Origin of the sequence: Streptomyces sp. NPDC014727 (assembly GCF_043083485.1) — a bacterium.
In the GTDB taxonomy this organism is placed as follows: domain Bacteria; phylum Actinomycetota; class Actinomycetes; order Streptomycetales; family Streptomycetaceae; genus Streptomyces.
This window is the reverse complement of sequence record NZ_JBIBYR010000019.1, coordinates 52,349-66,727: the sequence shown is the minus strand read 5'-3', so window position 1 is coordinate 66,727 and position 14,379 is coordinate 52,349. Positions and strand designations below refer to the sequence as shown.

At 70.4% G+C, this 14,379-nt stretch carries 14 protein-coding genes; 3 read left to right on the top strand and 11 right to left on the bottom strand.

Translation table 11 applies throughout. The annotated features are described in order from the left end of the window. Positions 1–61: 61 nt before the first annotated feature. The 10 genes from ruvB to pgsA all read right to left on the bottom strand — a co-directional run bounded on the left by ruvB (position 62) and on the right by pgsA (position 8,639). Positions 62–1,135, bottom strand: a complete 1,074-nt coding sequence (gene ruvB / locus ACF1B9_RS26585; protein WP_351074300.1) for a Holliday junction branch migration DNA helicase RuvB — start codon at positions 1,133–1,135, stop codon at positions 62–64. An 84-nt stretch (positions 1,136–1,219) separates the two neighbouring features. Further along, positions 1,220–1,846, bottom strand: a complete 627-nt coding sequence (ruvA, locus tag ACF1B9_RS26580; protein ID WP_376285779.1) for a Holliday junction branch migration protein RuvA — start codon at positions 1,844–1,846, stop codon at positions 1,220–1,222. Continuing rightward, positions 1,843–2,418, bottom strand: a complete 576-nt coding sequence (gene ruvC / locus ACF1B9_RS26575) for a crossover junction endodeoxyribonuclease RuvC (protein WP_391740196.1) — start codon at positions 2,416–2,418, stop codon at positions 1,843–1,845. Before ruvC ends, ruvA begins: the two co-directional genes overlap by 4 nt. Positions 2,419–2,550: 132 nt before the next feature. Continuing rightward, positions 2,551–3,303 (bottom strand): YebC/PmpR family DNA-binding transcriptional regulator, encoded by a 753-nt coding sequence (locus ACF1B9_RS26570; RefSeq protein ID WP_391740198.1) that lies wholly within the window; start codon positions 3,301–3,303, stop codon positions 2,551–2,553. Positions 3,304–3,364: 61 nt separating this feature from the next. After that, entirely contained in the window at positions 3,365–3,958 is a 594-nt protein-coding gene (pdxT, locus tag ACF1B9_RS26565; protein ID WP_391740200.1) for a pyridoxal 5'-phosphate synthase glutaminase subunit PdxT, read from the bottom strand. 6 nt (positions 3,959–3,964) lie between these two features. Next, a complete protein-coding gene (gene pdxS, locus ACF1B9_RS26560; protein WP_093898403.1) occupies positions 3,965–4,885 on the bottom strand; it encodes a pyridoxal 5'-phosphate synthase lyase subunit PdxS in 921 nt (306 codons plus the stop codon). 172 nt (positions 4,886–5,057) lie between these two features. Continuing rightward, on the bottom strand, positions 5,058–5,555 hold the full coding sequence (locus tag ACF1B9_RS26555; RefSeq protein ID WP_391740439.1) for a hypothetical protein: 498 nt from the start codon (positions 5,553–5,555) through the stop codon (positions 5,058–5,060). Positions 5,556–5,818: 263 nt separating this feature from the next. Beyond that, entirely contained in the window at positions 5,819–7,027 is a 1,209-nt protein-coding gene (locus ACF1B9_RS26550) for a glycosyltransferase family 4 protein (protein ID WP_391740203.1), read from the bottom strand. Next, positions 7,024–7,959, bottom strand: a complete 936-nt coding sequence (locus tag ACF1B9_RS26545) for a phosphatidylinositol mannoside acyltransferase (RefSeq protein ID WP_391740205.1) — start codon at positions 7,957–7,959, stop codon at positions 7,024–7,026. Before ACF1B9_RS26545 ends, ACF1B9_RS26550 begins: the two co-directional genes overlap by 4 nt. Continuing rightward, positions 7,956–8,639: a phosphatidylinositol phosphate synthase gene (pgsA, locus tag ACF1B9_RS26540; protein ID WP_361444379.1), complete on the bottom strand. Its 684-nt coding sequence runs from the start codon at positions 8,637–8,639 to the stop codon at positions 7,956–7,958. Before pgsA ends, ACF1B9_RS26545 begins: the two co-directional genes overlap by 4 nt. A gap of 265 nt (positions 8,640–8,904) precedes the next feature. Between pgsA and ACF1B9_RS26535 the strand changes: the two genes are divergently transcribed. Further along, positions 8,905–11,130 carry an elongation factor G-like protein EF-G2 gene (locus ACF1B9_RS26535; RefSeq protein ID WP_391740207.1) on the top strand — a complete coding sequence of 742 codons (2,226 nt, stop codon included), beginning with the start codon at positions 8,905–8,907 and terminating at the stop codon, positions 11,128–11,130. 147 nt (positions 11,131–11,277) lie between these two features. Then, complete coding sequence (locus tag ACF1B9_RS26530) at positions 11,278–12,948, top strand: hypothetical protein (protein ID WP_391740209.1); 1,671 nt, start codon at positions 11,278–11,280, stop codon at positions 12,946–12,948. A gap of 56 nt (positions 12,949–13,004) precedes the next feature. Here the strand turns inward: ACF1B9_RS26530 and ACF1B9_RS26525 are convergent, their stop codons facing one another. Beyond that, positions 13,005–13,565: an HIT family protein gene (locus ACF1B9_RS26525; protein WP_391740210.1), complete on the bottom strand. Its 561-nt coding sequence runs from the start codon at positions 13,563–13,565 to the stop codon at positions 13,005–13,007. A 66-nt stretch (positions 13,566–13,631) separates the two neighbouring features. Here ACF1B9_RS26525 and ACF1B9_RS26520 point away from each other — a divergent pair, with 66 nt between their 5' ends. Next, on the top strand, positions 13,632–14,309 hold the full coding sequence (locus ACF1B9_RS26520) for a potassium channel family protein (RefSeq protein ID WP_391740211.1): 678 nt from the start codon (positions 13,632–13,634) through the stop codon (positions 14,307–14,309). The last annotated feature ends 70 nt before the right edge of the window (positions 14,310–14,379 follow it).

The window sequence follows — 14,379 nt, the reverse complement described above, 5'->3', positions numbered from 1 at the left end:
CATCGATGGAACAACGCCCGACGGCGCCCGGTGGTTCCTGTCCGGGTGAACCTGTGACGCATCACGCCCCGAACAGGCCCTGTTGTCCCTTTCCGCCGTGCTGCGGAGGCACGAGACCGAGGTGGGCCCAGGCCGCGGGTGTCGCGACACGCCCGCGCGGCGTCCTGGCCAGCAGTCCTTCGCGTACCAGGAAGGGCTCCGCGACCTCCTCGACGGTTTCGCGCTCCTCGCCCACGGCGACCGCGAGGGTGGACAATCCTACGGGACCGCCGCCGAAGAGCTTGAGCAGGGCGCCGAGCACCGCACGGTCCAGCCGGTCGAGGCCGCGGGCGTCCACCTCGTACACCCCGAGCGCCGCGGCGGCGACGGCGCGGTCGATCCGCCCGTCGGCCTTGACCTGGGCGTAGTCCCGGACGCGGCGCAGCAGCCGGTTGGCGATGCGGGGAGTGCCGCGGGAGCGCCCGGCGATCTCGGCTGCTCCGTCCGTGTCTATCGCCACGTCGAGCAGGCGCGCGGAGCGGTGGATGACGCGTTCCAGCTCGGTGGGGGCGTAGAACTCCATGTGCCCGGTGAAGCCGAACCGGTCGCGCAGCGGGGGCGGCAGCAGTCCGGCCCTGGTGGTGGCGCCGACCAGGGTGAAGGGGGGCAGTTCCAGCGGGATGGCGGTGGCTCCGGGGCCCTTGCCCACGATGACGTCGACCCTGAAGTCCTCCATGGCCATGTAGAGCATCTCCTCGGCCGGCCGCGACATGCGGTGGATCTCGTCGAGGAAGAGGACTTCACCCTCCTGGAGCGAGGAGAGAATCGCGGCAAGATCGCCCGCGTGCTGGATCGCGGGCCCCGAGGTGATCCGGATCGGCGCACCCATCTCGGCCGCGATGATCATGGACAGGGTGGTCTTGCCGAGGCCGGGCGCGCCGGAGAGCAGGACGTGGTCGGCGGTGGCGCCGCGGGCCCTGGCCGCCTTGAGAACCAGGTCGAGCTGTTCGCGCACCTTCTCCTGGCCGACGAATTCGTCGAGGTCCTTCGGCCGAAGTGCCGCTTCGACCGCGGTGTCCTCGCCGTCCGCGCCGGCGGCGACGAGGCGCTCGTCGAATCGCTCGTCGGTGTCGGGTCCGGTCTCGTCCCAGTTCATTCAGTCTGTCCCGCCTCGGGTGTTTCGGTGCCGCGCGGTGCCCGGCCCTGCGTCGGGGTGTACCCCGGATGTCGCGCGCTCGGGTCAGCGCGCGCGGTTGAGGGTCTGCAGCGCGGCGCGCAGCAGTTGCGGCACGGGCGCCTGCCCGCTCTCGGCCAGCGCCGCCTCGGCCTGCGGGGCGACGGCGGCGACCGCTTCGTCGGCCTCACGGGTGGCGTAGCCGAGACCGATCAGGGCGGCCTGCAGCTGATCGCGCCAGGAGGAGGTGACCGGGGTGCCGATGCCCTGCTGACCGATGTGGGCACCGACGGGCTCGCCGAGTCTGTCCTTCAGTTCGAGGAGGAGTTTCTGCGCCCCCTTCTTGCCGATGCCGGAGACGGCGGTCAGCGCCTTCTCGTCGCCGGTGGCGACCGCGATCCGCAGGGCGTCCGGGCTGTGGGTGGCGAGCATGGCCTGGGCGAGCCGGGGGCCGACCCCGCTGGCGGTCTGGAGCAGCTCGAAGACCTGCCGCTCGTCGTCGTCGGCGAAGCCGTACAGGGTCAGTGAGTCCTCCCGCACGACGAGGGAGGTGGCCAGCCTGGCCTCCTTGCCGATCCTGAGGCCGGCGAGGGTGTCCGGCGTGCACTGGACGGCCATGCCGATGCCGCCGACCTCGATCACGGCCGTGGTCGGGGCGAGTGCGGCGACTGGGCCGCTGACGAAGGCGATCATCGGGGGACCTTCCGGTCGGGAACTGCGGGGGTACGGGGAACGCGCGGGGTGCGGGCCGCGGCGGCCGCTGACGCGTGCGCCTGCTGGAGGCGGTTGACGGCGGGGGCTCGCCAGATGTGGCAGATGGCGAGCGCCAGGGCGTCGGCCGCGTCGGCGGGTTTCGGCGGGGCGTCGAGTCTCAGCAAGCGGGTGACCATCGCGCCGACCTGCGCCTTGTCCGCACGGCCGGTGCCGGTGACGGCCGCCTTGACCTCGCTGGGGGTGTGCAGGGCGACCGGTATGCCTCGCCGGGACGCGCAGAGCATGGCGACCGCGCTGGCCTGGGCGGTGCCCATCACCGTACGGACGTTGTGCTGGCTGAACACCCGCTCCACGGCGACGAACTCGGGCCGGTGCTTGTCGAGCCATTCCTCGATGCCGCGTTCGATGGCGACCAGCCGGTGGCCGAGTTCCGCATCGGCCGGGGTCCGGACGACACCTACGCCGAGCATCGTCAGGGGCCGGCCGGCGACGCCCTCGACGACACCGACACCGCACCGGGTCAGCCCCGGGTCGACACCGAGTACCCGCATGGACGCCCCCCTCCGTACCGATCGGTCAACTGTTCCCGCAGGCTATCGGCTCGCACTGACAATGCGACGGGCCGACGGGGTGTGTCCCCGTCGGCCCGTCGGCCCGTCGGTGAAAGCTGTGCTGAGCGTGGCTCAGGCGTCGACCTTCTCCATGACCTCGTCCGAGACATCGAAGTTGGCGAAGACGTTCTGGACGTCGTCGCTGTCCTCCAGCGCGTCGATCAGCTTGAAGATCTTGCGCGCGCCTTCCTCGTCCAGCTCGACCTGCATGGTGGGCAGGAAGTTGGCCTCGGCGGAGTCGTAGTCGATGCCGGCCTTCTGGAGCGCGGTACGAACCGCGACCATGTCGGTGGCCTCGCTGACGACCTCGTAGCTCTCACCGAGGTCGTTGACCTCCTCGGCACCCGCGTCGAGCACGGCACCCAGGACGTCGTCCTCGGTCAGCTCGCCCTTGGGGACGATCACGACGCCCTTGCGGTTGAAGAGGTACGAGACCGAACCCGGGTCGGCCATCGAACCGCCGTTGCGGGTCATGGCGACACGCACGTCGGACGCGGCACGGTTGCGGTTGTCGGTGAGGCACTCGATGAGCACCGCGACACCGTTCGGGCCGTAGCCCTCGTACATGATCGTCTGGTAGTCGACGCCGCCCGCTTCGAGACCACCGCCGCGCTTGACCGCGGAGTCGATGTTCTTGTTCGGTACGGAGCTCTTCTTGGCCTTCTGGATCGCGTCCACAAGGGTCGGATTTCCATCGGGGTCCACACCGCCGGTGCGCGCCGCGACCTCGATGTTCTTGATCAGCTTCGCGAAGAGTTTGCCGCGCTTGGCATCGATCACGGCCTTCTTGTGCTTCGTCGTAGCCCATTTAGAGTGGCCGGACATCTGCCTTCTCCTTCGCGTCACCAAAATCGATTCGAACCCGAGAGATCCTACCGGGATCGAGTCAGCCGACTGCGCGCACCATGTCCACGAACAAGGCGTGAACCCGGTGGTCCCCTGTCAGTTCGGGATGGAAGGACGTCGCCAGGGCGTTCCCCTGGCGTACCGCGACGATGTGACCGCCGTGCTCCGCCACCACCTCGGCCCGGGCGCCGACCGATTCCACCCATGGGGCGCGGATGAACACGCCTTCGACCGCGTCGCCCTCGATGCCGGCGACCTCCACGGCCGCCTCGAAGGATTCGTTCTGTCGTCCGAAGGCGTTGCGGCGCACGATCATGTCGATCCCGCCGACCGTCTCCTGGCCCGAGCGCGGGTCGAGGATCTTGTCGGCGAGCAGAATCATTCCGGCACAGGTGCCGTAGACCGGCATTCCGTCCCGTACCCGCTCGCGCAGCGGTTCCAGCATGCCGAACAGGGACGCCAGCTTGGACATCGTGGTGGACTCGCCACCGGGAATGACCAGGCCGTCGACCTCGGCGAGTTCCTCGGGACGCCGGACCGGCCTGGCCAGGGCATCCGCCGAGGCCAGGGCGATCAGGTGTTCCCGTACGTCGCCCTGGAGAGCCAGGACTCCGATCACAGGGGTGTCGCTCATCAGGGCTTACCAGCCACGGTTGGCGTAGCGCTCGGCCTCGGGCAGCGTGTCGCAGTTGATGCCGACCATGGCCTCGCCCAGGTTCCGGGAGGCGTCCGCGATGATCTTCGGGTCGTCGTAGAAGGTGGTGGCCTTGACGATGGCGGCGGCGCGCTTGGCCGGGTCGCCGGACTTGAAGATGCCGGATCCGACGAAGACGCCCTCGGCGCCGAGCTGGCGCATCAGCGCCGCGTCGGCGGGAGTGGCGACGCCACCCGCGGAGAACAGCACGACCGGCAGCTTGCCGAGCTCGGCGACCTCCTTGACCAGCTCGTACGGGGCGCGGAGCTCCTTGGCGGCGGCGTACAGCTCGTTGTTGTCGTAGCCGCGCAGCCGGGCGATCTCGTTCTTGATCTGGCGCAGGTGGCGGACGGCCTCGACGACGTTCCCGGTACCGGCCTCACCCTTCGAGCGGATCATGGCCGCACCCTCGGCGATACGGCGCAGGGCCTCGCCCAGATTGGTGGCGCCGCAGACGAACGGGGTGGTGAAGGCGAACTTGTCACTGTGGTTGACCTCGTCGGCCGGGGTGAGCACCTCGGACTCGTCGATGTAGTCGACGCCGAGGGACTGCAGGACCTGGGCCTCGACGAAGTGCCCGATGCGGGACTTGGCCATCACGGGGATGGAGACGGCCTCGATGATCTCCTCGATCATGTTCGGGTCGGACATCCGGGCCACGCCGCCGTCCTTGCGGATGTCGGCCGGCACCCGCTCCAGGGCCATGACGGCCACTGCGCCCGCGTCCTCGGCGATCTTCGCCTGCTCGGCATTGACGACGTCCATGATCACGCCGCCCTTGAGCTGCTCGGCCATGCCGCGCTTGACGCGGGCGGTGCCGGTGGCCGGGGAGTCGGCGGACTGCGGGGTGGTGGGAAGCGTGGACACGGATCGACCTCACTCGGAGAAAAAGTCGCTGAAAGCGCTGATTGATGCAGTGCTGAGCAAACTCTCCGGAACCAGTCCACAGCAAGGGCCAATGGAAGGCCGGTGGATCGTTTTGAACGTGTACGGGACGGCTTGTGAGCCCGGTCACGTACGGGGTCGGTCAGGCCCCGGGTCAGCTGACGGGGCGATCCGCCAGGGCGACCGGCGGTTCGTCGTCCATCTCGAAGGCGAGCGGGAAGGGCGCGTGCCCGGCCAGCCGGAACCACCGCACCGTGCGGTGCCGCCGCAGCGCGCGTGCTGCCCGCACCGCGTCGTTGTGGAACCGCCGGGCCATCGGGACCCGGCGCACGGCGGCGGCGAGTTCAAAGGCCGCCTCCTCGCCACCGGGGATCTCCTTCACGCTCTCCACCTGGGCCGACTCGCCGAAGACCGCCCGCAGCGCGGTGCTCAACTCGCTCTCCGCGACCTCGCGGTGCTCCTCCTCCGCCTGCCGGGCGGCGTGCGCCGCCTCGTACAGCACGATCGACGCGGCCGGGTCGAGGACACCCGAGGTGGCCAGTTCCTGGGTGACCGAGGCGCGGCGCAGGAGTTGGGCGTCGAGTGCGGCACGGGCGGCGTCGATGCGGGTGTGCAGCCGGTCCAGTCGTCCGGCTGTCCAGCTGAGGTACATGCCGATCGCGACCACCGCGACGACGATCCAGATGAGGGTTTCGATCACGGGCGGCAAGGCTACCGTCGGCCCGGGGGTGGTGTGACCGTCCCACCGGCTGCGGACGCGCGGCACGGGCGGCCGGGCGTCGCCCCGCCGGGCACCCCGGCCCCGCGGCACCGGCCCACGCCGGCCCGGCGTGACCCGGACGAGAGCCCTGGGGCGTTTCGTCCGGATCGGACGGGATCAGTCCCGCGAGCCCGGCGTGATCCGGACGAGAGGCCCTAGTCCCGCGCCAGTCCGAAGCGTGCCCGCAGACCCGTGCGCTCGTCGGCCGCCACCGATGCCGCTCCGTCCGTCACCGTCTCGTACACGGCGAGGATGTCCGCGCCGACCGTCGACCAGTCGAAGCGCCGCACGTGCGCCGCGCCCCGCTCACGCAGTTCGGCACGCCGCTCCGGGTCGCCGAGCAGCCGGATCGCCGCCGCCGCCAACGCCTCGGCGTCCTCGTTGGCGAAGAGTTCGCCCGCCGAGCCCAGGTCCAGGACCTGCGCGAACGCGTCCAGATCGCTCGCGAGGACCGGTGCGCCGGCCGACATCGCCTCGACCAGGATGATGCCGAAGCTCTCTCCGCCCGTGTTGGGCGCGACGTACACATCGACGCTGCGCAGCAGCCGTGCCTTGTCCTCGTCGCTCACCATGCCGAGGAATTCGACGCGTCCTCGCATCTCCTCGGGCAGCGAGGCGACGGCCTCCTCCTCGTCGCCGCGGCCCGCCACCAGCAGCCGGGTGTCCGGGCGTGCGGTGAGGATCGCGGGCAGCGCCCGCATCAGGACGGGCAGGCCCTTGCGCGGCTCGTCGATGCGCCCGATGAAACCGATCGTGCCGCTCTCCCTGCTCCCGCCACCTCCCTCGACCGGGCCTCGCGCCCTCGCCGACTGCCACTCGGCCTTGGGTTCGGCCGTGGCGAAGAAGTCGACGTCGACCCCGTTGGGGATGACGACCGCGTCGCCGCCCAGGTGCTCGACCAGGGTCCGGCGCGCGTACTCGCTCACCGCGATCCGCGCGCTGATCTTCTCCAGCGCGGGCTGCAGGATCGGGTACGCGGCGATCATGGCCCGGGAGCGCGGGTTGGAGGTGTGGAAGGTGGCGACGATCGGCCCCTGCGCGGCCCAGCAGGCGAGCAGGCCCAGCGAAGGAGAGGTCGGCTCGTGGATGTGGATCACGTCGAAGGTGCCGTCATGCAGCCAGCGACGCACCCGGGCGGCCGAGAGGAAGCCGAAGTTCAGCCGGGCCACGGAGCCGTTGTACGGGACGGGCACGGCCCGGCCGGCCGAGACCACGTAGGGCGGCAGCGGCGTCTCGTCGTCGGCGGGTGCCAGCACCGACACCTGATGTCCCAGACGGATCAGATGTTCGGCCAGGTCCCGGATGTGGAACTGCACGCCGCCCGGGACGTCCCAGGAGTACGGGCACACGATGCCGATCTTCAAGGCCGGTCCTCCCGGTTCTCCAGGTCGGCCGACCAGAGCCGCTGCAGCATGTGCCAGTCCTCCGGATGTTCGGCGATCCCGACGGCGAAGGCATCGGCCAGCGCCTGTGTCATCGAGGACGTCGCCTCCGTACGACTGCCTGACTCCGGCACCTCGACCGGCGGATGGATGCGTGCCTTCATCACGGGGGTGTCGTCATAACTGAGTGTGACCGGCAGGAGCAGGGCCCCGGTCTGCTGGGCCAGCAGCGCCGGTCCCGCAGGCATCCGCGCGGTGTCGCCGAAGAACGTCACCTCGACGCCGGACGCCGACAGATCACGGTCGGCGACCAGACAGACCAGGCCGCCCGCGCGCAGCCGCCGTGCCAGGGTGCCGAATGCCGCGCCGCCGCTGTGCGGCAGGACCTCCATGCCGAGCCCCTCGCGGTAGGCCACGAACCGGTCGTACAGCGTCTCGGGCTTGAGCCGCTCCGCGACCGTGGTGAAGGGCACCTTGAGGTCGGTGGTGACCCAGGCTCCCGCGAGGTCCCAGTTCCCCAGGTGCGGGAGGGCGAGGATGACACCGCGGCCCGCGTCCATCCCGTCGGTCAGCCGGTAGGCGTCCGTCACGTGTATGGACGCCTTGATCCGTTCCGGACTCCAGGTGGGCAGCCGGAACGACTCCATCCAGTAGCGCATGTACGAGCGCATCCCGGCCTTGGAGAGCGCGGCGAGCCGGGCCGGGGACGCCCCGGGCACGACCCGCGCCAGATTCGACTCCAGCCGCAGCACGCCCTTGCCCCGGCGCTTCCACGCCTGGTCGGCGATGGTGCGGAAGAGAGCGCGGGCGGCCGGTTCGGGGAGCTTCTTCACGGCGGCCCAGCCGAGCCCGTACAGCCCGTCGGTCAGCCGGTCCCGCAGGCCGGTCCGTGCCTCGCCCGGTGCGCTGCTCACTGCGCGGCCCCGCTCCCCCGGTCCGCGGCTGCGGCCTTGGCCGCATCGGCCGCATCGGCCTCCGCGGACTCGCGACGTACGGTCACGACCCGCTGCACCAGCGTCACCAGACTTCCCGCGGCGACGATCCACAGCGCGATCGGCAGCAGGATCTGGATCCCCGGGACGCCGAACTTGTGCAGACCGGCGAATCCGGCGGCGACCAGCGAGATCACCAGCCGCTCGGCGCGCTCCACGAGCCCGTTGACCGCGACCGGCAGCCCGATCGACTCGCCGCGCGCCTTCGTGTACGAGACCACCTGGCCGCTCGCCAGGCAGAAGATCGCGACCGCGCACAGGACGTTGTCGTCGCCCTTGCCCGCGTACCAGAGCGCGAACCCGCCGAAGATCGCGCCGTCGGCGACCCGGTCCAGGGTCGAGTCCAGGAACGCGCCCCAACGGCTGGAGATGCCGGCCTGCCGGGCCATGTTGCCGTCGACGAGGTCGGAGAACACGAAGATCGTGATGACGATCGTGCCCCAGAAGAACTCTCCCATCGGGAAGAAGACCAGCGCACCTGCCATCACCCCGGCCGTACCGATCAGAGTGACCGCGTCAGGGCTCACGCCGAGACGGAGCAACAGTGCGGCGAACGGTGTGAGGACACGCGTGAAAAATGCACGCGCGTACTTGTTCAGCATGGCCTTCCCGAGGGTCGGTGGGCCGAGCGGCCCCTTCGGCCACCGGCTGGCCCATCGTAGTCACGCCCGCCGGACTCCACCGTCCGGGCACCCGGCCTCGCGCGGCGGGGCGCGACGTATGGACGCAATCCGGCCTGAGTGGAAAGCTCGAATTACCGCGGGCGTCGCCGCAGCCGCCGCGGCGGCTCGCCGTGCCCGAGCACCTTCTCCCCCACCGCGCCGGTTCTTCTTCCCGCTCCGCGCCACTCACTGGGAGGCACGCATCATGGGCGACAGGACACACGCACACACCGGGGCCGCCGGCAGGGCAGCGACGGCCGACCGGCCCTCATCCGTACGGAATGTGGTGCTGGTCGGCCACAGCGGCTCCGGCAAGACCACCCTCGTCGAGGCCCTCGCGCTGACCGCGGGGGCGGTCAACCGGGCCGGCCGCGTCGAGGACGGCGCCACGGTCTCCGACTTCGACGAGATCGAACATCGCCAGCAGCGTTCCGTACAGCTCTCCCTGGTGCCCGTCGAATGGGCCGGGTACAAGATCAATCTGCTGGACACCCCCGGGTACGCCGATTTCGTCGGGGAACTCAGGGCCGGTCTGCGGGCGGCGGACGCGGCCCTGTTCGTCGTGTCCGCCGCACAGGAGGCCGACGCCGTGGCGGGCGCCACCCGCGCCGTGTGGGAGGAGTGCGCCGCCGTGGGCATGCCCCGGGCGATCGTCGTCACCCACCTCGACACGGCACGCACCTCGTTCGACGAGATGACCCGGGTCTGCGGAGAGATCTTCGGCGGCGACGACCCCGACGCCGTCCTCCCGCTCTATCTGCCCGTCCTCGGCCCCGAAGGCCCTGACGGGCACGCGCCGCTCACCGGGCTCACCGGACTGCTCACCCAACGGATCTTCGACTACTCCTCGGGCGAGCGACGGGAGAACCCGCCCGCCGACGCCCAGCAGCCCCGGCTCCAGGAGGCCCGCAACCGGCTCATCGAGGGAATCATCGCGGAGAGCGAGGACGAGACCCTGATGGACCGCTACCTCGACGGGGCACAGATCGACATCGAGACACTCGTCGACGATCTGGAACGCGCCGTCGCCCGCGGCGCCTTCCACCCCGTGCTCACCGCGGCCCCCGCCGCCGAGGGCGCCCGCCAGGGCATCGGCACGGTCGAACTGCTGGACCTGATCACCGGCGGCTTCCCCACCCCGCTGGAGCGACCGCTGCCCGAGGTGACCCCCCTGCACGGGGCCCCTCGGCCCGTCCTGACCTGCGACCCGCGGGGCCCGCTGCTCGCCGAGGTCGTCAAGACCGCCTCCGACCCGTACGTCGGCCGGGTCTCCCTCGTCCGCGTCTTCTCCGGCACCCTGCGTCCCGACGAAACCGTCCACGTCTTCGGGCACGGCCTCACCGCTCCCGGTCACGAGCCCCGGCCCTTCCACGAGGCGGAGGTGCGTGTCGGCGCGCTCTCCTCGCCCTTCGGCAAACAGCAGCGTCCCCTCACGGCATGCATCGCCGGCGATCTGGCCTGCGTCGCCAAACTGGGCGACGCCGAGACCGGGGACACCCTCTCCGCCAAGGACCGGCCGCTGCTGATGGACCCGTGGACGACGCCCGACCCGCTGCTGCCGCTCGCCATCGAGGCACACAGCAAGGCCGACGAGGACAAGCTCTCCCAGGGACTCTCGCGGCTCGTCGCCGAGGACCCGACCATGCGCCTCGAACAGAACCAGGACACCCATCAGGTGGTTCTGTGGTGCCTCGGCGAGGCCCATCAGGACGTGGCCCTGGACCGGCTGCGCAGCCGCTACGGCGTCCAGGTCGACGCCGTACCCCACAAGGTGTCGCTCCGCGAAACCTTCGCAGCCCCCTCGACCGGGCGCGGCCGGCATGTGAAACAGTCCGGCGGCCACGGTCAGTACGCCATCTGCGAGATCGACGTGGAACCGCTGCCGCCGGGCTCGGGCATCGAATTCGTCGACAAGGTGGTCGGCGGGGCGGTGCCGCGCCAGTTCATCCCCTCCGTCGAGAAGGGCGTGCGCGCCCAGGCCGCCCGCGGAGTGGCGGCGGGACACCCGCTCGTCGACGTACGCGTCACCCTGCGGGACGGGAAGTCCCACTCGGTGGATTCCTCCGACGCCGCGTTCCAGACGGCGGGCGCGCTGGCCCTGCGCGAAGCGGCCGCGGACACCCGCATCCAGCTCCTCGAACCCGTCGCCGAGGTCCAGGTCCTGGTCCCGGACGACTACGTGGGGCCGGTGATGAGCGATCTGTCGGGGCGGCGCGGCAGGGTGATCGGGACCGAGCAGTCCGGCGCCGGACGCACCCTCGTGCGGGCCGAGGTGCCCGAACTGGAGATCGGCCGCTACGCGATCGACCTGCGCTCCCTGTCCCATGGCGCCGGCCGGTTCGACCGGGCGTACGCCCGGCATGAGGCCATGCCTCCACAGCTCGCGGAACGCATCCGCGAACAGCAGCAGAACAACCCGAACGACGCATAATCGACTGTGCTGTCCGCCCTTGTCCACAAGGGCGGACAGCGCATTGATCCGGACGATACGCTGTGGTCCCAGCTCAGAAGGTGTGCCGGGCACGGCAGTTGGGAAACAGCCGCAGGAGCAGATGCTCGGCGGCGAGTGGGGGCGACAGTGGCCAACGACGGATTCGATTTCTCTCCGGGAGCGCAGATCCCGATCCAGGGTTCGGGCGGACAGGCGGTGGCGACGAACGCACTCGCCTCGGCGGCGTACCGCGACAGCCCGGTGGAGCAGATCCTTGACGCCAACAGCGAGTGGCACAAGTCCGAAGTGAAGGCGGGCCGTTCCAAATTCCTGAAGTCCGACTACTTCAAGCCCAATCTCGGTGAGGCGTTCTCCCGCGCCGTCCAGGAGCGGATGCTGGGCGGCGCCCGGAAGGCTCTCGTCCAGTCCTTCGGGACCGACCCGCAGACGGTGGTCGAGCACTGTCTGTCCGCGACCCGCCTCCGCAGGGCACGCGATGCCAAACTGACCGCCATCACCGCCCTGTTCGGCTTTCTCTTCCTGCCCGGAATGCTCCTGTGGGTCATCACCTTCCGGCTGCGCGACGGGCTCAGCGGCACCAAGGACAAGGCCCTCGCCGCCCTGGGCAACGCCCTGCTCCCGGTCGTCGGCATCGTGGCCCTGTTCTTCCTGATCAAGCTGCCGCTCACCGGATTCCTGGCGATCTACGCGCGGGCGATGATCCTTGCCCCCGTCGTCGGCTGGCTCCTCGCCAAGCGGATCGCCGAGTCCTCCGCCAAGGACATGCGCGCCCGCTGGGAAGGGCTGCTCTCCGGCGGCGGCGTCATCGCCAAGATCCCCGAGGCCGTTCCCAAGAACCCGAACGAGACCGCCCGCGAGGCACTGCGCCAGGGCCTGGAGAAGCTCTCCGCCGAGCAGCAGTCCAACTCGGTCTTCTACGCGGGTCCCAAAGGAATCCTCGGCATGGGCACCCGCTGGGGCAGCTGGCAGCTCGCCGAGGAGCTCGTCTCCAAGGAGCCCGGCAAGGAATTCCACCAGTTCCGCAGCTGGGACCTGATACGGGCCATCCACGACCAGCTCAAGGTGCTGGAGCGCGGCCCGCTGAACACCGGAGGATTTCCCACTCCGTCGGTCACGCACTGGATCGTGTCACCCGTCGGCGAGAACGCCGACTCGATCTCCCGCCCCGACGGTGAGGACGTCGCCACCTTCCAGGTCAAGCCGCACGAGATACAGCGGATCTGCAACCACCAGCAGTTCGGCGGCGGGGACCGGCACTACTTGGGCGTTCAGTTCACGCTCTGGGACGGTCAGTTGGTCATCACCATGATGATCACGGTCACCGTGCTCTACGAAACCCTGCGCATCGAGGTCACCGGGCACGCGCTCGGACCGGTCCACTCGCTCTTCACCAGCAAGCCGTCGGCGAAGACGAAGACGGTCAACAAGACCGTCCGGTTCTGGGAGACCCGCGACATCACCCTCGCGCTGGTCGAACCCCGCGAGGTCGTCCGCCTGGCCCTGCGCGCCCCGTTCACCTGGTACCCGCCGCTCCTCGACTACCTAGGCGGCAAGATCGCCCTGCCCGAGCCGTTCGGTCTGCGTCACGCCTGGGCCGAGAAGCCGTGGCGCCACCGCTTCATGGCCGATGACGCGATGCGTGCCGCCACTCCCGTCCTGCGCGCCGTGCACACCGCTGCCCTGCGCGTCCTGGAGGAGAACGGCGTCGACACCGAACGCTTCGACAACCGCTCGATGATTCTGAGCGGAGCCGTGCAGGACCCGACCCCGCGCAAGGCCGACCTGTACGACGCGTAGACGCGCGTGGGCGCCCCGGCACCGGCGGGGCGCCCACGCGGGAACGACAGCTCGGATCAGGCCGCGGGCCAGACGTCGGCCAGCATCGTGCGCGTATCGGCGAGCAGCTGCGGCAGCACCTTCGTATGCCCGATCACCGGCATGAAGTTGGTGTCGCCGCCCCAGCGCGGCACCAGGTGCTGGTGCAGGTGCGCGGCGATACCCGCTCCCGCGGAAGCCCCCTGGTTCAGCCCGATGTTGAACCCGTGCGCGCCCGATGCCGCCCGCAGGGCCACCATCGCCCGCTTGGTGAAATCGGCGAGTTCCATGGTCTCCGGACCGTCCAGCTCGGTGTAGTCGGCGACGTGCCGGTACGGGACGACCATCAGATGCCCACCGTTGTACGGATACAGGTTGAGCACGGCGTACACCTTCTCGCCGCGCGCGACGACAAGCCCGTCCTCATCCGATTTCGACGGGATCGCGCAGAATGGGCAGCCGTCGCCGGCCTCCGGACCGGTCGGCTTGTTCTCGCCCTGGATGTACGCCATCCGGTGGGGCGTCCACAGGCGCTGGAACGCGTCGGGCGTCCCCACTCCGATCTGCTGCTCCGGCTCACTCGTCATGCCGATCAGCATATTGCTTCAGCCCCCGGCAGCGTGTCGCCGGGGCCGCACCCGTCGGAGCCCGGCAATGCTGAGACGATGAGCGACCAGCCCGCCGAATCCGCCCCTCTTCGTTTCAGGCGCTGGGAGCAGCGCACGGAATTGCCGCTCTTCGGCGCCTCGCTGCTCTTCCTGCTCGGATACGCGGTCCGCGTGCTGGCTCCCCACGGCGCGGAGCCCTGGCGCGGCCTCGCCCTTGCCCTGGTCTGCGCCACCTGGCTGCTCTTCGCCGCGGACTACGTCGTGCGGCTCCGCCTCAGCGGGCTCGGCCACCGCTTCCTGCGGGTGCACTGGCTGGACACGCTGGTCCTGCTGCTCCCCCTGCTGCGGCCGCTGCGCCTGATCCGGGTCTACACCGCGGTCCAGCGCCGCAGGGAACAGCCGAGGCTGAGCCTGTACGCCCGCGTGATCGCCTACGCGAGTGCGTCCGCTCTGCTGCTCGGCTTCTCCGCCGCACTCGCCGTGTACCACGAGGAACACCTGGCGGAGGGGGCCTCGATCCGTACCTTCGGTGACGCGGTGTGGTGGGCGTGCGAGACGCTCACGACGGTGGGGTACGGGGACACGGTGCCGGTCACACCGAGCGGCCGCACCGTCGCGGCGTGGCTGATGGCCTGCGGGCTGGGGCTGCTGGGCGCGGTGACCGGTTCGTTCTCGTCGTGGCTGTTGCATGTGTTCAGACGGGAGGACGAGAAGAGGCCCTCGGAGGGCCAGTAGCTCTCCGAGGGCCTCCGACTCCGTTCCCGTCGGGCCCGGACTCCGCGCCGGTCGGATCCGGGCTCGGCGG

Excerpts from the sequence above, each read along its gene's own strand:
- ruvB (WP_351074300.1), bottom strand. The coding sequence starts at position 1,135 with ATGAACTGGGACGAGACCGGACCCGACACCGACGAGCGATTCGACGAG.
- ACF1B9_RS26570 (WP_391740198.1), bottom strand. The coding sequence starts at position 3,303 with ATGTCCGGCCACTCTAAATGGGCTACGACGAAGCACAAGAAGGCCGTG.
- ruvA (WP_376285779.1), bottom strand. The coding sequence starts at position 1,846 with ATGATCGCCTTCGTCAGCGGCCCAGTCGCCGCACTCGCCCCGACCACG.
- pdxT (WP_391740200.1), bottom strand. The coding sequence starts at position 3,958 with ATGAGCGACACCCCTGTGATCGGAGTCCTGGCTCTCCAGGGCGACGTA.
- ACF1B9_RS26555 (WP_391740439.1), bottom strand. The coding sequence starts at position 5,555 with ATGTACCTCAGCTGGACAGCCGGACGACTGGACCGGCTGCACACCCGC.
- pgsA (WP_361444379.1), bottom strand. The coding sequence starts at position 8,639 with ATGCTGAACAAGTACGCGCGTGCATTTTTCACGCGTGTCCTCACACCG.
- ACF1B9_RS26520 (WP_391740211.1), top strand. The coding sequence starts at position 13,632 with ATGAGCGACCAGCCCGCCGAATCCGCCCCTCTTCGTTTCAGGCGCTGG.
- ACF1B9_RS26525 (WP_391740210.1), bottom strand. The coding sequence starts at position 13,565 with ATGCTGATCGGCATGACGAGTGAGCCGGAGCAGCAGATCGGAGTGGGG.
- ACF1B9_RS26535 (WP_391740207.1), top strand. The coding sequence starts at position 8,905 with ATGGGCGACAGGACACACGCACACACCGGGGCCGCCGGCAGGGCAGCG.
- ruvC (WP_391740196.1), bottom strand. The coding sequence starts at position 2,418 with ATGCGGGTACTCGGTGTCGACCCGGGGCTGACCCGGTGCGGTGTCGGT.